General features: G+C 58.8%; 19 protein-coding genes. 9 read left to right on the forward strand and 10 right to left on the reverse strand.

Annotated features, from left to right (window positions below):
* Window positions 1–133: 133 nt before the first annotated feature.
* Window positions 134–1,060, reverse strand: coding sequence for an alpha/beta hydrolase (locus V7Q49_RS03885; RefSeq protein WP_333849418.1), 927 nt, complete (start codon window positions 1,058–1,060; stop codon window positions 134–136).
* Between the two features lie 103 nt (window positions 1,061–1,163).
* Window positions 1,164–2,165 carry a type I glyceraldehyde-3-phosphate dehydrogenase gene (gene gap, locus V7Q49_RS03890; RefSeq protein ID WP_333849419.1) on the reverse strand — a complete coding sequence of 334 codons (1,002 nt, stop codon included), beginning with the start codon at window positions 2,163–2,165 and terminating at the stop codon, window positions 1,164–1,166.
* Window positions 2,166–2,349: 184 nt separating this feature from the next.
* On the opposite strand from gap, the gene cybB reads away from it, so the two are divergent.
* Entirely contained in the window at window positions 2,350–2,877 is a 528-nt protein-coding gene (cybB, locus tag V7Q49_RS03895) for a cytochrome b561 (RefSeq protein ID WP_333849421.1), read from the forward strand.
* A 9-nt stretch (window positions 2,878–2,886) separates the two neighbouring features.
* A complete protein-coding gene (locus V7Q49_RS03900; RefSeq protein WP_333849423.1) occupies window positions 2,887–4,155 on the forward strand; it encodes an MFS transporter in 1,269 nt (422 codons plus the stop codon).
* 65 nt (window positions 4,156–4,220) lie between these two features.
* Here the strand turns inward: V7Q49_RS03900 and V7Q49_RS03905 are convergent, their stop codons facing one another.
* From V7Q49_RS03905 to V7Q49_RS03915, 3 genes are all read right to left on the reverse strand, one after another.
* Entirely contained in the window at window positions 4,221–4,430 is a 210-nt protein-coding gene (locus V7Q49_RS03905) for a hypothetical protein (protein ID WP_333849424.1), read from the reverse strand.
* 125 nt (window positions 4,431–4,555) lie between these two features.
* Window positions 4,556–4,738, reverse strand: a complete 183-nt coding sequence (locus V7Q49_RS03910; RefSeq protein WP_039028538.1) for a general stress protein — start codon at window positions 4,736–4,738, stop codon at window positions 4,556–4,558.
* 298 nt (window positions 4,739–5,036) lie between these two features.
* Window positions 5,037–6,371 carry an aminotransferase-like domain-containing protein gene (locus V7Q49_RS03915; RefSeq protein WP_333849425.1) on the reverse strand — a complete coding sequence of 445 codons (1,335 nt, stop codon included), beginning with the start codon at window positions 6,369–6,371 and terminating at the stop codon, window positions 5,037–5,039.
* Window positions 6,372–6,461: 90 nt separating this feature from the next.
* Between V7Q49_RS03915 and V7Q49_RS03920 the strand changes: the two genes are divergently transcribed.
* The 5 genes from V7Q49_RS03920 to V7Q49_RS03940 all read left to right on the forward strand — a co-directional run bounded on the left by V7Q49_RS03920 (window position 6,462) and on the right by V7Q49_RS03940 (window position 9,479).
* Window positions 6,462–7,340 (forward strand): DMT family transporter, encoded by an 879-nt coding sequence (locus tag V7Q49_RS03920; RefSeq protein ID WP_333849426.1) that lies wholly within the window; start codon window positions 6,462–6,464, stop codon window positions 7,338–7,340.
* 241 nt (window positions 7,341–7,581) lie between these two features.
* Window positions 7,582–7,884, forward strand: a complete 303-nt coding sequence (locus V7Q49_RS03925; protein ID WP_333850484.1) for a type II toxin-antitoxin system HigB family toxin — start codon at window positions 7,582–7,584, stop codon at window positions 7,882–7,884.
* Between the two features lie 3 nt (window positions 7,885–7,887).
* On the forward strand, window positions 7,888–8,247 hold the full coding sequence (locus V7Q49_RS03930) for a helix-turn-helix domain-containing protein (protein WP_333849427.1): 360 nt from the start codon (window positions 7,888–7,890) through the stop codon (window positions 8,245–8,247).
* Between the two features lie 229 nt (window positions 8,248–8,476).
* Window positions 8,477–8,896, forward strand: coding sequence for a translesion error-prone DNA polymerase V autoproteolytic subunit (locus V7Q49_RS03935; protein WP_333849428.1), 420 nt, complete (start codon window positions 8,477–8,479; stop codon window positions 8,894–8,896).
* A 91-nt stretch (window positions 8,897–8,987) separates the two neighbouring features.
* Window positions 8,988–9,479, forward strand: coding sequence for a GNAT family N-acetyltransferase (locus tag V7Q49_RS03940; protein ID WP_333849429.1), 492 nt, complete (start codon window positions 8,988–8,990; stop codon window positions 9,477–9,479).
* Window positions 9,480–9,494: 15 nt separating this feature from the next.
* On the opposite strand, the gene V7Q49_RS03945 is transcribed toward V7Q49_RS03940, so the two are convergent.
* The 5 genes from V7Q49_RS03945 to V7Q49_RS03965 all read right to left on the reverse strand — a co-directional run bounded on the left by V7Q49_RS03945 (window position 9,495) and on the right by V7Q49_RS03965 (window position 16,767).
* Complete coding sequence (locus tag V7Q49_RS03945) at window positions 9,495–10,388, reverse strand: dihydrodipicolinate synthase family protein (RefSeq protein WP_333849430.1); 894 nt, start codon at window positions 10,386–10,388, stop codon at window positions 9,495–9,497.
* 65 nt (window positions 10,389–10,453) lie between these two features.
* A complete protein-coding gene (locus V7Q49_RS03950) occupies window positions 10,454–11,818 on the reverse strand; it encodes a TolC family protein (protein WP_333849431.1) in 1,365 nt (454 codons plus the stop codon).
* Window positions 11,818–14,928: an efflux RND transporter permease subunit gene (locus V7Q49_RS03955; protein WP_333849432.1), complete on the reverse strand. Its 3,111-nt coding sequence runs from the start codon at window positions 14,926–14,928 to the stop codon at window positions 11,818–11,820. The genes V7Q49_RS03950 and V7Q49_RS03955 overlap by 1 nt, the downstream gene beginning before the upstream one ends.
* Complete coding sequence (locus V7Q49_RS03960; RefSeq protein ID WP_333849433.1) at window positions 14,928–16,049, reverse strand: efflux RND transporter periplasmic adaptor subunit; 1,122 nt, start codon at window positions 16,047–16,049, stop codon at window positions 14,928–14,930. Before V7Q49_RS03960 ends, V7Q49_RS03955 begins: the two co-directional genes overlap by 1 nt.
* Before the next feature lie 148 nt (window positions 16,050–16,197).
* A complete protein-coding gene (locus V7Q49_RS03965; protein ID WP_333849434.1) occupies window positions 16,198–16,767 on the reverse strand; it encodes a TetR/AcrR family transcriptional regulator in 570 nt (189 codons plus the stop codon).
* 241 nt (window positions 16,768–17,008) lie between these two features.
* On the opposite strand from V7Q49_RS03965, the gene V7Q49_RS03970 reads away from it, so the two are divergent.
* Both V7Q49_RS03970 and V7Q49_RS03975 read left to right on the forward strand, forming a co-directional pair.
* Window positions 17,009–17,449, forward strand: a complete 441-nt coding sequence (locus tag V7Q49_RS03970; RefSeq protein ID WP_333850485.1) for a GNAT family N-acetyltransferase — start codon at window positions 17,009–17,011, stop codon at window positions 17,447–17,449.
* Window positions 17,450–17,592: 143 nt separating this feature from the next.
* Window positions 17,593–18,270, forward strand: a complete 678-nt coding sequence (locus tag V7Q49_RS03975; RefSeq protein ID WP_333849436.1) for a transporter substrate-binding domain-containing protein — start codon at window positions 17,593–17,595, stop codon at window positions 18,268–18,270.
* Window positions 18,271–18,384 lie beyond the last annotated feature (114 nt).

An 18,384-nucleotide genomic window follows, 5' to 3' on the forward strand; every position in this document is an offset into this window, starting at 1 on the left:
TGGGGTGAGGGGATCAGGCGGCACATCCGTCTGCTTGCCGGGTGGCGCTGCGCTTATCCGGCCTACAACATCCACAAACCGGCACCGGTCCTGTAGGCCGGGTAAGGCGTAGCCGCCACCCGGCACAACAGACTCACACCTTGCTCGCAATCCAGTTCATCATCAGCTCCGGCCAGACGGCCACCGGCAGGCCCTGGGCATCGCGGATGCCAAACCCATGTTTTCCACGCTCGAAGATATGCATCTCAGCCGGGACGCCCAGGCGGCGCAGGGCGCTGAACATCGCCAGGCTGTTTTCGACTTTCACCGCCGGGTCGTCGGCGGCATGCAGCAGGAAGGTGGGCGGCGCGTCACGGGTGGCTCGCTCCTCCAGCGAGTAGTGGTGGATCTGCTCCTCTGTCGGGTTATCCCCGATCAGCTCATGGCGCGACCCCGAATGGTGATGCGCGTCACGCATGGTGATCACCGGATACACCAGCGCCATAAAGGCCGGGCGGGCAGGGAGCTCGTCGGCGGCATCCACCGGGGCATACACCGCTTCATCGTGCCGGGTGCCGAGACTGGCCGCTACGTGCCCACCTGCGGAGAAGCCCAACACCCCAATGCGGGCCGGATCCAGCTTCCACTCCTGAGCACCGGCGCGGATCACCCGCATCGCCCGCTGCACGTCGGCCAGCGGCGCGTCGGCACCCTCTTCATGACCATCCCCCGGCATACGGTAGGTCATCACAAACAGGGTATAGCCGCGGGCGTTAAAGAAGGAGGCCAGCGCGCTGCCCTCTTTATCCAGCACCACGCGACGGTATGAACCGCCGGGTGCCACCAGAATACCCACGCCGTTAGGGCGGGCGGGGGCGTAAACGGCGATCTCCGGCGCGCGGATGCCGGTGACTGCGCGATCGTAGTCGGAGGTGCCAGTATGGCGGGGTTCGGGGGTAAAGACGGCGTCGCTGGTGTGCGCGCCAGGGGCCTCATTATCGGGCCAGACGGTAAAAGTGGTCGAGCGGCCAACGGCGTGCGCCATCTGTTGTTCTAATGTTTCGCGGCTCAGTGCTTCCATATTAACGCTCCCTCTCTGGAAAGCGTTTGTTATAGCAGGGTTACCAAAATGAAAACCTGAACAGATTCACAGGTTGCGGACAGCAGGGCTGTCCGCGGTGTGATTACAGGGCAGCGAATTTATCTAAGGTTCGCACCAGCTGGGTGACAAACCCGTACTCGTTATCGTACCAGGCCACGGTTTTCACCAGCTGGACATCGCCCGCGTCGGTGACTTCCGTCTGGGTGGCATCGAAGATCGAACCAAAGTGCGAGCCGATCACATCCGACGAGACAATCTCTTCATCGGTATAACCAAAGGACTCATTGCCCTCGGTGGCCTTTTTCAGCGCCTGGTGGATCTCATCCACGCTCACCTTTTTCTCCAGAATCGAGACCAGCTCGGTCACGGAACCGGTTTTGACCGGCACGCGCTGGGCATGGCCCTTCAGCTTGCCGCTCAGCGCGGGGATCACCAGCCCGATGGCCTTCGCTGCGCCGGTGGTGTGCGGGATGATGTTTTCCGCTGCGGCACGTGAGGCGCGCAGATCTTTGCCGCGCGGGCCATCTACCAGCGCCTGGGTCCCGGTATAGGCGTGAATGGTGGTCATGGTGCCCGCCTTGATGCCAAACGAATCGTGCAGCACCTTCGCCAGCGGCGCCAGGCAGTTAGTGGTGCAGGAGGCGACCGAGATAATGGTGTCGCTGGCCTCGATGGTGTCGTCATTGACGTTAAAGACGATGGTTTTCATCTCCCCGGCCGGGGCGGAGATAAGCACTTTTTTCGCCCCGGCGTCCAGATGCGCCTGCGACTTCTCCTGCGAGGTGTAGAACCCGGTGCACTCCACCACCAGATCCACCCCGGCGGCTTTCCACGGGATATGTTTCGCCTCTTTTTCGGCATACACCGAAATAGATTTACCGTCGACGATCAGGGAATCTTCCGTGAAGTCCACGCTCCAGGGGAAGGGTCCGTAGTTGGAGTCGTGTTTTAGCAGGTAGGCCAGCACTTTCGGGGAGGTTAAATCGTTTATTGCCACCACGCTGTTACTGTCCTGGGTTTCCAGTAACCGACGAAGAACCAGTCGGCCAATACGACCAAAACCGTTAATGCCAATCTTACTCATGGTGTTCTCCTGGATGATGTACGGGACGTTAAACTCATCCAGGCTTAGACCAGGAAGCCCAGCGAGGCAATTGAAGATGCTTCATCTGCGCGGAAGTTTTTGAAAAGTCGGGGGCAAAAGTTAATGAATTTTTAAGGAAAGCTGGTTATTTTACCTTTTTATTAGCCTTCTATCAGGAAAGACTATGCGCAATAAATATACCGGCCTGCAAATTGCAATTCACTGGCTGGTTTTTCTGCTGGTGATCGTGGCCTACTGTGCCATGGAGTTTCGCGGCTTTTTTCCCCGCAGCGACCGCCCGCTGATCAACATGATCCATGTCTCCTGCGGTATTTCTATTCTGGTATTAATGGTGGCGCGCCTGCTGGTGCGTCTTAAGTATCCCGCACCGCCCATCGTGCCTAAGCCAAAACCGATGTATATCGGCTTATCCCATCTAGGCCACCTGGCTATCTACCTGCTGTTTATTGCCCTGCCGCTGATTGGCCTGGTGATGATGTATAACCGGGGCAACACCTGGTTCGCCTTTGGCCTGGGGATGCCGCACGCCGCCGAGGGCAATTTCGACCTGGTGGACAGGCTGAAAGCCTGGCACGTCACCCTGGCGAACCTGGGGTACTTTATCATCGGCATCCACGCCTTTGCCGCGCTGCTTCATCACTACTTCTGGAAAGACAACACCCTGCTGCGCATGATGCCGAAAAAGCGTTAAGGGAAGCCTGTGTCCCGCAATCTGCGTAAGGTGCTGTGCGCCACCGGCATCGGCCATTTTGTCGAGTGGTTCGATTTCGGGCTCTACGGTACCCTGGCGACCATCATCGGCATGCAGTTCTTCCAGACCGACGACCCGGCGACGGCGCTGCTCTCATCGTTCGCGGTATTTGGCGCCGGGTTTGTGATACGCCCGCTCGGCGGGCTGTGGTTTGGATCCCGCGGCGACAGGACTGGACGGCGCAAGGTGCTGGCCACCGTGATCCTGCTGACCTCCGGGGCCACCTTTGCTATCGGGCTTCTGCCCACCTATGCCCAGGCCGGGCTGCTTGCCACGGTCCTGCTGGTGCTGGTGCGGATGATCCAGGGGTTTGCCGCCGGGGGCGAAAGCGCAGGTGCCACCACCTTTCTGGCCGAATATGCTCCCGCCGATCGCCGGGGCTTCTTTACCTGCTGGACCGACAGCGTCGGCTTTATGGCCTTTGTCGCCGGGTCGGGCCTGGTGCTGCTGCTGACCGCGGTGCTGGGGGAGGCGGCGATGAACGACTGGGGCTGGCGCATTCCGTTTCTGCTGGCCGGGCCGCTGGGCTGGATTGGTCTTTATCTGCGCAACAATCTGCAGGACTCCCCCGAATTTCAGGCGCTGGTGAACAGCCGTCAAACGGAACCCGCGCCGCTGTACAGCGCCGTGACCACCGGCAGGCGGGCGCTGGGCTTCTGCATTGGGTTTGTGGCGATCAAGGCGGTGGTGCACTGGATGCTGCAAACCTTTATTCCCGCTTATCTGGTCACGACGCTGCACTACCCGGCGCTGGATGCTTACACCATCACCACCTCCGGGCTGTTGGCCGTCGTCGTGCTGGTGCCTTTTATGGGCTACCTGTCGGACAGGGTGGGCCGTAAGCCGCTGATGCTGGTCGGGTGCCTCGGGTTGATCCTCGTCGCCTGGCCGGCCATGAAGATGATGGCGAGCGGCGAGGTCTTCTCCGCCGTGCTGGGGCTGCTGCTGCTGGGGCTGTTCATTGCCGCCTTTGACGGTGCCAGCAACGCGGCGATGGCGGAACTGTTCCCCACCCGGATCCGCTATGGCAGCATGGCGATTGCCTATAACTCTGCGGTGGCGCTCTTTGGCGGGGTGACGCCGTGGCTGCTGGCCTGGTTGCTGATCGCGACCGGCAACCCACTCTCCCCGGCGCTGTACGTCATGGCGGCGGCGCTGATTACCCTCCTGACGGTGCTGCGTGCCAGAGAGACCGCCGGGCTGCCGCTGCGGACATAAAAAAACCCGGCGGGGAGGCCGGGCAAATAACAAAGCACAACAAGTTTGCATCACTTAACAGCTGCTTACTTCAGATCGCGGTGCGCCATGGCGTTGACCAGATACGACTGACGCTGGCTGAGCCTCACCTCACTGCTGGCGTCATCATCTCTTCTGAGCTGGAGTGCCGGGCCACTATCCGGCGAACGGGTACGTTCAGCATCCCCCGGAATAATCCAGCCGACATCATCACTGGTGCGATGATTATTACGTGCGTTGCGAACTCTTCTTCTCAAATGCAGCATATAACCTCCGCATAATTTATCGAACTGCCTGTTAAAGGTTCGGTGTTTATACCGTCTCGCCGTTTCAACTATATTGTCTGACAAAAGTGGCTCAGACAGAGAATATATTATAGAACTTACGCCGCTGGCTTACGACCGCCGCCCCGGCTATTCTGTCCGCCTTTTTTTCCGGCTTCGGATGCGCGCTGCGGGTCATTTTTAAAATTCCCGCCGCTACTCTGCCCACCTTTGCGGCCCGCCTGGGATGCACGTTCCCGGTCTTCTGCGAAATTGCCGGAACCGCCTCGATGTTTAGTCATAACATGTCTCCAGTGTTTCGTTGAGAATTTTCATTGAGAGGAAATTAACCTCTTCAAATATGTGCAGAAATAAATGTAGACAGAACGGCAGAAACTGCAATAAGCCTTTCGGCGCGTTTTTGCGCTCTGCCTGAATATATTTTAGGTGTTTTCGAAGGTTGAGGAGAATATATCCGCTTGAATAAATAAGTTAGCAAAAGTTACATGTGGCCCGAATAATTTCAGGAGTAATATTTACTGTGATCAAGCGCCAGAAAAATTCACTTCTCTGGATAAATTAAGATGAGTCTTAATAAGCTTAACGGCTCTGTTCCAGTTCCACTGCCGCTCTGACCTGCAATAGCGCCTGACGTAAATTATCGATCGTTACCGACCCGAGGGCGATGCGGATCGCCTGGGGTACCGTACCGGAGGTGGAGAACGGCTCCGCGGTCGAGACTGATATATTGTTGTCCATCAGCTGCTTAACTACCCGATCGGCTCTGGCTTCGTCTGCAAGCGGCAGCCAGGCAAAGTATGAATCGGGGTGGGTGATACAGGGCAGATCGCCCAGCACCGCTTTCAGGACGGCCTGTCGCTGGCGGGCATCGCGTCTTTTCAGCGTTTCAAAACGGGCCACGGTGCCGTCCTGGATCCAGTGACAGACCATGGCGGTCATGACCGACGGCGTATTCCAGGTGGTAGCCCGGATGGCCCTTTCGAGGGCCGGGCGCAGATCCGGCGGGCAAACCACCGCCCCGACCCGCAGACCGGTTGCCACATTTTTGGAAAAGCCGGTGACATACACCGTGCGTTCCGGGGCGAAGCTGGCAACGGGCGGTGGCGGGCGAGGGATCAGCCAGCCGTAGGCGGTATCTTCGATAATCAGCAGATCGTGCTGACGGGCAATCTCCGCCAGGGTCCTGCGCTGCTCGCGGTTCAGGACCCAGCCCAGCGGGTTGTGCAGGGTGGGCATGGTATAAACTGCCCGCACGTGACGCCGCTGGCAGAGCTGACGTAATGCCGCCAGATCCGGGCCGGTTTCCGTGCAGGGGATGGCGAGAAGCTCCAGGTGATAGAGCGCCGCCAGCGCCTTAAAGCCCGGGTAGGTGAGGGCGTCCACCGCCACCACATCGCCGGGCCGGAGCAGCCCCATCACGGCGACAGTCAGGCCATGCTGGGCACCGTTGACGATCAGCACATTGTCCGCTGAGGGTTGAAAATGCGGCCCCGCGAGATGCGCGGCGACGATCTCCCGCTCGGCCTGTCTACCGGCATGCGGCTGATAGCGCAGGTGCGATTCGATATCGCCTCCGGCGGCGACCTGCCTGAGCGCCTCCCGCAGCAGCTCCCCCTGGCCCGGCAGGGCGGGATAGTTGAAGTTCAGATCCAGCACATCGGTGGCGACTGCCTGCTGATCGATCCCCTGACCCGACGGCAGCATGATCTCCCTGACGAAGGTCCCGCGCCCGGTTTCGCCGCTGACCAGCCCCATCTTCTCCAGCTCGGCATAGACCCGCGTCGCGGTGGCGAGGGAGATATGTTCCCGGGCGGCGAGCGTGCGGTGCGTGGGCAGGCGGCTGCCTGCCGGGAGCTGGGCAGATCGAATCAACTCGGCGTAGCGATCCACGATCCCTTTGTAGCGGGCTTTCATCAAATGTATCCATGACAATAATTTGATTGTATTAGATTGACGAGACTACCATCCGCGCAACAGAGGCTCAAGATCGGGAAGGTAACGGGAATGGACGTTGCGGTAGATAAAAACGCGTTTTCAGGCTGGCTCAACGGCCTGCTGGGAGTGGTGATTTTCAGCGGTTCCTTGCCCGCCACGCGGATTGCGGTGCAGGATTTTGATCCCTTTTTCCTGACCTTTGCCCGGGCCTCCCTGGCCGGGGTGCTGGCCCTGATGCTGATCCTCGGATTAAAGGAAAAACGCCCGCCCGCCGCGAAGATTGTGCCGCTGCTGATGGTCTCGCTGGGCGTGGTGGTCGGCTTTCCGCTGCTCACCGCCCTGGCATTGCAGCATGTCACCGCCGCCCACTCGATTGTGTTTCTCGGGCTGCTGCCGCTGATGACCGCCATTTTCGCGGTGCTGCGCGGCAAGGAGCGTCCTGCCCGGGCCTTCTGGATCTTCTCGGTGCTGGGCAGCCTGCTGGTGATGGGGTTTGCTCTCTCGCAAGGTGCCGCGCTCTCCCTGACCGGCGATCTGCTGATGCTCGCAGCGGTGATCGTCTGCGGCCTGGGTTATGCCGAAGGGGCCGCGCTCACCCGCGAGTCAGGCGGCTGGCAGGTGATCAGCTGGGCGCTGATCCTGGCGCTGCCGTTTATGGTGCTGGCCTCCCTGCTGACGATACCGGCATCCTTCAGCGGCATTGGTGTTCCGGCCTGGGGTGCGCTCGGCTATGTGTCGATGTTCAGCATGCTGATTGGGTTTATCTTCTGGTACAAAGGGCTGGCCCAGGGGGGGATCGCGGCGGTGGGGCAGTTACAGCTGCTGCAGCCGTTTCTGGGGCTCGGGCTGTCCGCCACGCTGCTGCATGAGAGGGTGAGTCCGCTGATGATGGTAATTACGTTGGGGGTGATTTTGTGCGTGATCGGCTCGCGGAAATATGGCCGGTAATGTTCCCGGACCGTACAGGGGGAGGGTCAGGGGCGTGGGGAACATGCCGTACGCAGGCACGAACTGTTCCCTCTCCCTGAGGGAGAGGGTTAGGGTGAGGGGGAACATGCGGCGGCGGAGGTGGTTCCGTTCACTTCACGTTCCTTGCTTCTCTGATACGCCCTCTCGGCGCATCATTATTCATGTCCCAAAATGGGACTAAAGGATTGCTGTAGTCCCATATTGGGACTACCATATGTACATGAAGATCATATCGGTGAAAATATTAAGGGATTTCTGGGCGGAGAACCCCGATGCCGAACAACCGCTGAGGGCTTGGGTGGATGAAGCTACAAAAGCTGCCTGGAAAACTCCAGCAGAAATTAAAGAACAGTACCGCAGTGCCAGTATCCTTAAAGACAGGCGTGTGGTCTTCAATATCAAAGGAAACAGTTACCGGTTAATAGTTGCAATTGCCTATCAGCGTGGATGGATTTTCGTTAAGTTTATCGGAACGCATAAGGAATATAATGCAGCAGACGCGGATACGATTGGCCTGGAGTAAACGATGAATATTAAACCTATCCGAACTGAACAAGACTATGAAGCGGCCCTTCGAGCGGTCGAACCGATGTTCGAAAATGAACCTGAACTGGATACACCAGAAGGTGATTATTTTGAAGTGATGTGCCTTTTAATTGAAGATTATGAGAAAAAGCACTATCCGATTGAACCCCCTTCGCCGGTTGATGCCATTAAGTTCCGCATGGAACAGCAAGGTCTGAGTGCTAAGGATCTCGAGCCGGCCATCGGTAAGTCGAATCGTGTTTACGAAATTTTGAACGGAACGCGGACTCTCACTTTACCGATGATCCGCCGTTTGCATGCTCAACTTGGTATTCCTCTCGAAAGCCTGGTTGGCGTGTAACAGCGCAGTAGAAGCAAAAAACTAAGGCGAATGGAGTCGCCCCGTTCACTCAAGAGAGATGAAGCCGTCCATACAACGCCATGAAATATTTACAAAATCAATATTCTTAAACACATTAATCACTTATAAGCGAAGCGGTTACGCAATAAACAGCCGCTGCAGCCCCGTGACTTGCCTGCGCTCCTCGCTACGACTACTGTATATAAAAACAGTATTCGAGGAACGAATCATGGTGTTTTACCAACTTGCAGCGCTGCGCGAGGTGATCGCGCTACCCCTTTTCAGCGATGTTGTACAGTGCGGCTTCCCCAGCCCGGCGCAGGACTACGTGGAACAGCGTATCGACCTGAACAAATTGCTGATCCAGCACCCCAGCTCAACCTATTTCGTGAAAGCAGCCGGAGATTCGATGATTGATGCCGGGATTGGCGACGGCGATCTGCTGATTGTCGACAGCGCCAGAACGGCGCAGCACGGGGATATTGTGATCGCGGCGGTGGAGGGAGAGTTTACGGTAAAGCGCCTCCAGCTCAGACCCCAGGTGCAGCTTAATCCGATGAACAGCGCCTATTCGCCGATCCTCGTGGGCAGCGAAGATTCGCTCGATATCTTTGGTGTGGTGACCTTTATCGTCAAATCGGCGGATTAGCCAGCATGCGCCAGTTAGTGCATAACATGCAGCGCAAATATGCCGGGAACAAGGTAACCTGTCGCCCACAAAATAATGAAGAGGCAAACACATGACCACCCCGGTATTCCGCCACGCAACCCCAGCTGACGTTGATCGCTGCTATGAAATTGAAATCACATCCTACGAAGAGGATGAAGCGGCAACGCGTGTGAAAATTGCTACCCGCATTCACCGTTACCCTGAAGGCTTCCTCTGCATGACGCAGGAGGATCAGGTGATCGGGTTTATTAATGCGGGCTGTGCATGGGAAGTGGTGATGTCCGACGAAGCGTTTAAAGAGCTGGTGGGCCACGATCCGGATGCGCCAAATGCAGTGATCATGTCCGTAGTGGTGCATCCGGATTTTCAGGGGAAAGGCTACTCGTCGCTGCTCATGCGTGAGTTCATATCACGCATGAGGGCAATGAACAAAAAGACCATCCACCTGATGTGCAAAGATCGCCACGTCGATCTGTACGCCCATTTTGGCTACCGCTATATCAAGCCATCGGCATCCGATCACGGTGGGATGGCGTGGCATGAAATGATGATGACGCTCTGATTTTCCAAAGGCGTTTTATTTCAGTTCCAGCTCGTTTATCACCCGGGCAATCTCTGCAATATCGTCCGCTGGCAGCGGCTGCAGAGGGCGGGGCAGGCAGTCGGTATCGGTCAGCCCCAGCACGCCTGCCGCGGCGGCAATCACCCGGATGCTTCTGCCATGCTTGCGGAAAAGCGCCCACAAGGGTTCCAGGCGGGCGATCAGGGCGGTGACGCGGGCAGGATCGTTCATCGCCGCGGCCTGAGTGATCTGTTTTGCCGTTTCCGGGAACAACCCGCCACATACGGAATACCACACCTCGCAGCCGGCATTTAATCCCAGCCCGGCAAACGCATCCCCGCTGATCCCGATCGCCACGTCAGGGCGAAGACGGTGGCGTAACGCCGCGACGCGATCGACGGCCGCGGCGGGCGTATCCGGGACGCCCGGAATTTTAATCGAACGCACGCCAGCCAGCGACGACAGGCGTCCGTGCAGGTCATCCGTAAAGGTAAAATGGGTGGTGCCGGGATTGTCATAGACGCAGACCGGAACCGAAACGTGCCGGGTAACAGTTTCAAAGAGGCTAAATACCTCGTCATCCGTGAGCGGCTGGTAGCTGACTGCCGGAAGGAGCAGGGCATCTGCGCCTGCCGCCTGCGCATCCTCAGCCAGACGCAACACCGCATCGGTGCTGACCGCGCCCACGCAAACCATCATCGGAATATCGCCGGCATGCTGCTTTGCCAGGGTGGCAACACGCTGGCGCTGCTCCCGGGTCAGGTAAGCGTAGCTTCCGGTAGAACCCAGAATGCCCAGCGAATCCACCCGGGCGGCCGTCAGGCGGGCCAGAAGTTTACTGAATCCCGCTTCATCAATGCCGCTGGCAGTGAAGGGGGTTAACGGGAAAGCACACAAGCCGGTGAACATGTTGTTTCTCCTGAATGATATAGCGCCCGTAGGCCGGGCAAGCAACGCACTGCCCGGCAACGATATCACTGAATGCCGCCCCCGAGCGACTGCCACAGGGTGATGCGGTTTTCCAGGTCGGTCTGTTGTAACGCGATTAGCGACGACTGCGCCGACCACAGCGACCGCTGCGCGGTCAGTACCGTCAGATAATCCCCCGCGCCCGCCTGATAACTGCGGGTTGCCACGTCCAGCGTTTTTTGCTCGGCCGCCACGTATTCGCGCTGGGCATCCAGCTGCTCGCTCAGCGTTTCCCGGCGCGCCAGCGCGTCGGTCACGTCTTTAAACGCACTCTGGATCGCTTTCTCGTAGGTCGCAATTAACCCTTTTTTCTCGGCTTCTGCATAACGCAGCTGCGCCATGTTATTCCCGCCGCTGAACAGCGGCAGGGTGATGGACGGCGCAAACGACCAGACCTTCATCCCGTGGCTGAACAGGGACGACAGCGAATCGCTGCCGACGCCCGCGCTGGCGGTGAGCGAGATGGTCGGGAAGAAGTTGGCGCGCGCGGCACCGATGTTGGCGTTGGCGCTCAACAGGTTATGCTCGGCTTCCTGAATGTCCGGACGACGCAGCAGCGCGCTGGAGCTGACGCCCGCCGGGATCAGCTTGATGGCGTTATCGCTCAGGCTCTCTAGCGTGCCCGGCAGCAGGTTGTCCGGCACCCTGTCGCCCGCCAGCAGGTTGAGGGCATTTTTGTCCTGCATCACCAGCGTCCGGTAGCTTGCCACGCTGGCGCGCGCCTGCTGGTAAACCGCCATCGCTTCGCTGACGTCCGTTGCCGCCGCCACGCCGACTGCCTGCTGGCGCTTCACAATCTTGAGCGAGTTCGCCGCGCTCTCCTGAGTGGATTTCGCCAACGCCAGGTTGCTGTTATCGGCGGCCAGGGTGACCCAGGCTGTGGTGAGTTCACTGACCATCGTCAGGCGTGTGTTTTGCGCGGTAAATTCGCTGGCAAGCCAGGTTTCACGCGCGGCGCGCGACAGGCTCTGGTTGCGGCCAAACAGATCCAGCTCGAAGCTGGAGACCGCGCCGTTGGCCTCATCGCTTGTCGCGACGCCGCTGGCCAGCGTGCGGCTGCGGGTGTGGCTCAGCTCCGCGTCCACCGTCGGGAACAGGGACGAGCGCGTTTCACCGTACTGGGCGCGGGCGGCGTCGATATCGGCAATCGCTTTTTGTACGTCGCGGTTGCTATTCAGCGCCATCGTCACCACGCTTTTCAGCCGCGTGTCGTTCATTACCTGCTGCCACTGGCTTACCACGACGGTGGCTTCGCCGTGCGCGCCAGGCAACGTCGCCGGGACGGGGGCGTTCGGGCGCTGATAAGAGGGATCTAACGACACGCAGCCCGCGCTCAGCAGCGCTAACGTTAATACGGTTACACGAAACATTATGACCTCCGGTTGGTGTGCTTACCGGAGAACAGACGTTTCACCAGTACAAAGAATAAAGGAACAAAGAAGATCGCCAGCAGCGTGGCGGCGAGCGTGCCACCGATAATGCCGGTACCGATTGCCACCCGGCTGTTGGCCCCCGCACCGGTGGCAATTGCCAGCGGCGTCACGCCTGCGATAAACGCCAGCGAGGTCATGATGATGGGACGCAGACGCGTCTGCGCGGCACGCAGGGCGGCGCGCGTCAGGGAGTAACCTTCGGCGACTTTGGCTTCGGCAAACTCCACAATCAAAATGGCGTTCTTCGACGACAGGCCGATGGTGGTCAGCAGCGCCACCTGGAAGTAGACGTCATTGCTCAGGCCGCGCAGGGAGGCGGCAAGCGCCGCACCCAGCACCCCAAGCGGGATCACCAGGATGACCGAAATCGGCACCGACCAGCTCTCATACAGCGCCGCCAGGCACAGGAACACCACCAGGATTGAGAGGGCATAGAGGCTCATCGCCTGGCCGCTCGCCAGTTTTTCCTGTAAGGACAAACCGCTCCACGCCCAGGTGCTGCCCCCCGGCAGGTTATTCGCCAGCTGCTCCATTTTGCTCATCGCCGTGCCGGAGCTGGCGCCGCTGGCGTTCTCGCCCTGAATCTCATACGCCGCCGAGCCGTTGTAGCGCACCAGGCTTTCCGGGCCGTACTCCCAGCGGGTGGTGGCGAAGGCGGAGAACGGCGTCATGGTGCTGTCGCTGCCGCGCACATACCATTTGTTGAGATCGGACGGCACGGCGCGATAGTCGCTGTCGCCCTGGATATAAACTTTCTTCACGCGACCGCGGTCGATAAAGTCGTTCACGTAGGTGCCGCCCCAGGCGCTGGAGAGGGTGCTGGTAACATCGCTCAGGGAGAGCCCCAGCGACACGGCTTTGTTGTTATCGATATCCACCTGAAGCTGCGGCATCTGCGGCAGATCGTTGGCGCGCACCGCGTGCAGCGAGACGTCCTGATTAGCTTTGCCAATCAGCTGGTTACGCAGTTTCAGCAGCGTGTCGCGGTCGGTGCCGCCGCTGGCCATCAGCTCGAAGGTAAAGCCGTTGCTCTGGCCTAAACCGTCCACCGCCGGTGGCGTCATGGCAAAGATGGTGGCATCGCGGATGGTGCTCAGCTCCTGCGTGGCGCGCAGGGCAATGGCCTGAGCGGTGTTTTCATCGCCCTTACGTTCGGACCAGTTTTTCAGGGAGACAAACGCCATCCCGGCGTTCTGACCGCTGCCGCTAAAGCTGAAGCCCTCGACGGTGAAGATCACGTCGGTGTTGGCCTTCTCTTTGTTCAGGAACCACTCGCGCACCTGGCGGCTGACCTCGGCGGTACGCACCGCCGTTGCGCCTGCCGGCAGGGTGTACTGCACCATGATTTCGCCCTGGTCTTCCGTGGGCAGGAAGCTGCCCGGCAGTTTCAGCATGGCGAACCCCATCGCGCCGCAGAGCAGGGCGTAGATGACCAGCATGCCGCCGGAGCGGCGCAGAGCACGCAGCACCTTGTTTTGATAGCCATGCTCGGTCCTGCTGTAGAAGCGGTTAAACGCACCGAAGAAACCTTTCTTGTGCGGAGCCGTGTGGCTCAGAATGGAGCCGCAGAGCGCCGGCGTCAGGGTCAGGGCCACCACCACCGAGAGGAACATCGCCGAGATAATGGTGACCGAGAACTGACGGTAAATCACCCCGGTGGAGCCGCCGAAGAAGGCCATCGGCAGGAATACCGCAGAGAGCACCAGCGCAATGGCGATCAGCGCGCCGGAGATTTCGCCCATCGATTTTTCGGTCGCTTCCCGGGCGGGCAGCCCTTCGTCGCGCATAATACGCTCGACGTTTTCCACCACCACGATGGCGTCATCCACCAGCAGACCAATCGCCAGCACCATCGCAAACAGCGTCAGGGTGTTAATGGAATAGCCGAACAGCGCCAGCACGCCGAAGGTGCCCAGCAGGACCACCGGCACCGCCAGCGCCGGGATCAGCGTGGCGCGGATGTTTTGCAGGAACAGGTACATCACCACCACCACGAGGATAATGGCTTCGAACAGGGTCTGGATCACGTCCTCAACCGAGATCTTAATGAACTCGGTGCTGTCTTTCGGGTAGGCCACGTCGTAGCCTTCCGGCATCGACTTTTTGAACTCGGCGATTTTATCCTTCACCGCCGTGGCGGTGTTAAGCGCGTTCGCGCCCGGCGAGAGCATCACCGCCATACCCGCCGCCGGGTGGCCGTTGAGCTTCGCGGTGGCGGTGTAATCCTCGCTGCCCATCTCCACGCGGGCGACGTCGCTGATGCGCACCACCGCACCGCTGGACTGGCTCTTTACGATGATATTTTTGAACTGATCCACCGTCTGCAGGCGCGACTGGGCGCGCACGGTGGCGGTCAACTGCTGGGCGTTCGACGAGGGCAGCGCGCCGATTTTACCGGCGGAAACCTGCACGTTCTGCGCCTCGATCGCGCTCTGCACATCTGAAGGCATCAGCGAGTAAGAGGCCAGCTTCGCCGGGTCGAGCCAGATGCGCATCGCGTATTCCGCCCCGAACACCTGCAGGCTGCCGACGCCTTCCACGCGCGCCAGCGGGTCCTGCATATTGCTCACCAGCCAGTCGGCGATATCCGAGCTGCTGGCGGTGTCGGTTTTATCGTACACGCCCATGATCAGCAGGAAGTTGCTCTGGGATTTTTCGACGGTGATCCCGGTCTGCTGCACCTCGGTGGGCAGGCGCGATTCCGCCTGCTGGACTTTGTTCTGCACCTGCACCTGAGCGGTGTCCGGGTCGGTGCCCTGCTCGAAGGTGACGTTAATGCTCACCGAACCGTCCGAGCTGCTGGTGGAGGTGAAGTAGAGCAGGTTATCCAGCCCTGTCAGCTGCTGCTCGATCACCTGCGTCACGCTGTTTTCCAGCGTCTGCGCGGAGGCACCGGTATAGGTGGCGGAGATTTTGATCGACGGCGGCGCGACGTCCGGGTACTGCGCCACCGGCAGCGTGCGGATGGCCAGCATCCCGGCGAGCATGATCAGAATGGCGATCACCCAGGCAAACACCGGACGACGCACGAAGAAACGGGAAAACATCAGGCGTCTCCTCCGGTGGCTTTCATCTCTTCGGCCTTCACCTGCTGGCCGGCGGTGACTTTGTCGGTACCTTCCACTATCAGCCTGTCACCCGCCTTCAGCCCGCTCAGCACCAGCCATTTGTCACCGTAGGTGTCGCCCGTCTCCAGCTGACGCTGCTCGACTTTGTTGCTGGTGTTCACCACCAGCGCGGTAGCGGCACCTTTGGCATCGCGTGTAATGCCCTGCTGAGGGGCCAGGATGGCGTCATCCATGATGCCTTCGTCCACTCTGGCACGGACAAACATCCCCGGCAGCAGCTGATGCTGCGGGTTCGGGAAGACGGCGCGCAGGGTCACCGAGCCGGTCGATTCATCCACCGCGACTTCGGTGAGCGCCAGACGCCCCTTTTCGCTGTAGGTACTGCCATCTTCCAGGGTTAACGTCACGCTGAGCGTATCGCTGTTAGTGGCCAGGGTTTGTTTGCGTAATCGCAGCAGATCGGCGCTGGAGCGGGTGAGATCGACATACATACTGTCCAGCCCGCGAACGGTGGCGAGCGCAGTATCCTGCTGGGCAGTCACCAGTGCGCCCGGCGTAACGGAGGAGATGCCGATGCGTCCGGCAATGGGCGCGGTGACGGTGGTCCAGTTGAGATTAATGCGGGCGCTCTCCTGAGCGGCTTTCTTTGATTCGACGCTGGCCTTGTCCTGCGCGCAGGTGGATTTAGCGTCCTCCGCGTCCTGGCGCGACACGCCGTCGTCTTTCACCAGCTGCGCATAGCGCTGGGCCTTCTGGCAGTCGGCCTGCACCAGCGCCTGGGCCTGCTTGAGCGCCGCAGCGGCTTCATCAAACGCGGCGCGATAGCTGGAGGGATCGATTTGATACAGCGCCTGTCCGGCTTTGACGCTATCGCCTTCGGTGAACAGCCTTTTTTGAATAATGCCACCCACCTGCGGGCGCACTTCGGCGCTCATGGCGGCGGCGGTGCGGCCGGTCAGCTCGCTGACAACGGGCACCGGCTGGCTCATGAGGGTGACAATCCCCACTTCCGGAAGAGGACGCTGGGGAGCAGATGTTTGCGCATTATCGCACCCCGAAAGGAGGAGTAATGCCGCGATGGAGGTTGTTATGGTTTTCATAATCTTTTTCCAGGGTGAACGATGTCCGCCCGGTTAATGGCGTAACCGGGAGGAGGGCTATTTAAAGGCACAGCGATGCCGCATCTCCGGCAGCGCCGGAAATGACAAAATGGGAAATGACTTATTCCCGTTAATTATTCACATGCGATTACTTCGCAGAGAAAAGCAGTTTTAGAATATTCTGATAAATAGGCTCTAATTGTTCTGAAGGGACTTTTAACGGCGTGAGTCGACGGTAAATGGTGCCCTCGATCATCACCGCGGTGATTTCCACGCAGCAGCGAATATGGTCATCGCTCAGGTGGGGAAATTGCTTCTTCAGGTGCTCGCAGGCGTTAGCAAACATCCGGGCCTCCGCCTCGATCAGCATGGCGGCTACCTGCGGGTTACGCGTCGCCTCGGCGGACATCTCGAGCATCAGGGCGTCATCGTCTTCACTGAGGGTCTGTCGCCAGGCAAGCGCCTGCGGCATCCCTTCGACCAGGGTTTTGCCCTGCATCTCCTCGATGCGCGAGTCGATGATGCGGCGGATCATCTCTTCGATAATCGCGTCTTTGTTACTGAAATAGCGATAGATTTGCCCGACGCTGAGCTTCGCCTCGCTGGCGATTTGCGACATGCTGGCGGCATGAAACCCGCTGGCGCGAAAGCAGCGGCGCGCGGCGATGATGATCTCGTCCTGGCGCTGTTTCTGTCGTTCTTCCAGTTTTGTGCTCATCGAAAGCTATCCTGTAAAAGTGAGAATGATCGTTCTCATTATGCATTTTGGGAGTGTATTGGAAAGGCTTTTTTTATTTACATATTGAATGAATATTTCTGGATGTGAAAAATGGAAGGAATAAGGAGTTTTTATGGAGGTTACGCCAGAAGGCAAAAAGAATATGAATAAAATATGGGGGGTAATTACGCCGGAAGCGGGTATAAATTTGCGTTGAACTTAACGTAAGGAGTTAATGGCAATGGCCTTAATAAGGGCAGCAGCGTTAAAAGATATTCCCTCTCTGCAAACGCTTTTTTTGCAGTTGGGCTACCAGACAGAGCCGGAGAACCTGGCACGACACATTAACGAAGCAAATACCAGCTTCAACCTGTTAGTGGCTGAAGCAGGGCAGGACGTTTGCGGCGTGATCGTGGTGAACTATCTTACCCCGGTTCACGAAAATGGCCTGTGGGCACTGATCTCTGCGCTGGTGATCAATGAGTCTGCACGGGGAACAGGTATAGGCCAGAAACTCCTTATCGCTGCTGAGCGGCTCGCCCTTGATAAAGGCTGTACCCAGATTGAGCTTTCAAGCAGTGAAAGAAGGGTCAGGGCGCATAATTTTTATGAAAATAACGGTTATAAGGAGGTCAGGAAGCGCTTCGTTAAGCGCCTCGCTGACCCTCCGCCGCAAGAATAACGTATAGACTCACTGGTTAGAGATCGCTTTCCCGCAGGTCAGTTCCGCCGTCTCCTGCGCGGTGTTAAGCAGCCCGCAGTAAATAAATTAAAGCGGGTGAGGAATACACTTCATTGACCCTACTCGTTTTTCGGAGGCACTGCATGTCACGTATTCAACCCCTGCGTTTCGCCATTAATCTGGGCAATGCCGTGCTGGCGAAAGCCTTGCCGGACGGCAATCCGGGCGGGATCACCGTTGAACTGGCGCATAGAATCGCCGCGGAGTGGGGCCGGGAGGCGCAGTTGAGGACCTATCCGACCGCCGGAAAGGTGGTGGATGACGCGCAGAAGGGGCTCTGGGATATCGCCTTTCTGGCGGTGGATCCTCAGCGCGAAGAGGTGCTGCACTTTACCCAGCCCTATATCCAGATCCAGGGAACCGTTCTGGTTAACGACAGCAGCCCGTGGCACAGCGTGGCGCAGATGGATACAACCGGGGTGGTGATCAACGTCGGTAAAGGCGCAGCCTACGATCTCCATCTGACGCGCGAGCTAAAAAACGCCACCCTGAACCGGCTCGCCTCCTCTCAGGCCGCTATTGATGCGTTTCTGAATGGCGAAGGGGATATGGCGGCCGGGATCCGCCAGCCGCTGGCGCGCGCCGCCGCAGAACACCCCGGATATCGGGTGCTGCCGGACAATTTCGGTCAGATAAACCAGGCTATCTGCGTGCCGCGGGATAATGACGAACGCTATCAGGATCTCGTAGCCCTCCTGACTCGCTGGCAGGCGGAGGGCAGCGTGCAGCAGATTATCGACAGAGAATTAGCCGTTTCGTGATACCCCTCTTAGCGTTCTCCATCGGAGAACGCTATCTTATCCAACGTTCAATTTTCACCCGGTCCCGGTCATGGCAACGTTATCCCCTCAGGAACATAACCCTACTGCTGTGAC

This window comes from Leclercia sp. (assembly GCF_036780805.1).
GTDB lineage: Bacteria > Pseudomonadota > Gammaproteobacteria > Enterobacterales > Enterobacteriaceae > Enterobacter.

Bases quoted from the DNA above. Each gene is read 5' to 3' on its own strand.
- V7Q49_RS03885 (WP_333849418.1), bottom strand. From the start codon at position 1,060: ATGGAAGCACTGAGCCGCGAAACATTAGAACAACAGATGGCGCACGCC.
- gap (WP_333849419.1), bottom strand. From the start codon at position 2,165: ATGAGTAAGATTGGCATTAACGGTTTTGGTCGTATTGGCCGACTGGTT.
- cybB (WP_333849421.1), top strand. From the start codon at position 2,350: ATGCGCAATAAATATACCGGCCTGCAAATTGCAATTCACTGGCTGGTT.
- V7Q49_RS03910 (WP_039028538.1), bottom strand. From the start codon at position 4,738: ATGACTAAACATCGAGGCGGTTCCGGCAATTTCGCAGAAGACCGGGAA.
- V7Q49_RS03915 (WP_333849425.1), bottom strand. From the start codon at position 6,371: ATGAAAGCCCGCTACAAAGGGATCGTGGATCGCTACGCCGAGTTGATT.
- V7Q49_RS03920 (WP_333849426.1), top strand. From the start codon at position 6,462: ATGGACGTTGCGGTAGATAAAAACGCGTTTTCAGGCTGGCTCAACGGC.
- V7Q49_RS03925 (WP_333850484.1), top strand. From the start codon at position 7,582: ATGAAGATCATATCGGTGAAAATATTAAGGGATTTCTGGGCGGAGAAC.
- V7Q49_RS03930 (WP_333849427.1), top strand. From the start codon at position 7,888: ATGAATATTAAACCTATCCGAACTGAACAAGACTATGAAGCGGCCCTT.
- V7Q49_RS03935 (WP_333849428.1), top strand. From the start codon at position 8,477: ATGGTGTTTTACCAACTTGCAGCGCTGCGCGAGGTGATCGCGCTACCC.
- V7Q49_RS03940 (WP_333849429.1), top strand. From the start codon at position 8,988: ATGACCACCCCGGTATTCCGCCACGCAACCCCAGCTGACGTTGATCGC.
- V7Q49_RS03945 (WP_333849430.1), bottom strand. From the start codon at position 10,388: ATGTTCACCGGCTTGTGTGCTTTCCCGTTAACCCCCTTCACTGCCAGC.
- V7Q49_RS03950 (WP_333849431.1), bottom strand. From the start codon at position 11,818: ATGTTTCGTGTAACCGTATTAACGTTAGCGCTGCTGAGCGCGGGCTGC.
- V7Q49_RS03955 (WP_333849432.1), bottom strand. From the start codon at position 14,928: ATGTTTTCCCGTTTCTTCGTGCGTCGTCCGGTGTTTGCCTGGGTGATC.
- V7Q49_RS03960 (WP_333849433.1), bottom strand. From the start codon at position 16,049: ATGAAAACCATAACAACCTCCATCGCGGCATTACTCCTCCTTTCGGGG.
- V7Q49_RS03965 (WP_333849434.1), bottom strand. From the start codon at position 16,767: ATGAGCACAAAACTGGAAGAACGACAGAAACAGCGCCAGGACGAGATC.
- V7Q49_RS03970 (WP_333850485.1), top strand. From the start codon at position 17,009: ATGGCCTTAATAAGGGCAGCAGCGTTAAAAGATATTCCCTCTCTGCAA.
- V7Q49_RS03975 (WP_333849436.1), top strand. From the start codon at position 17,593: ATGTCACGTATTCAACCCCTGCGTTTCGCCATTAATCTGGGCAATGCC.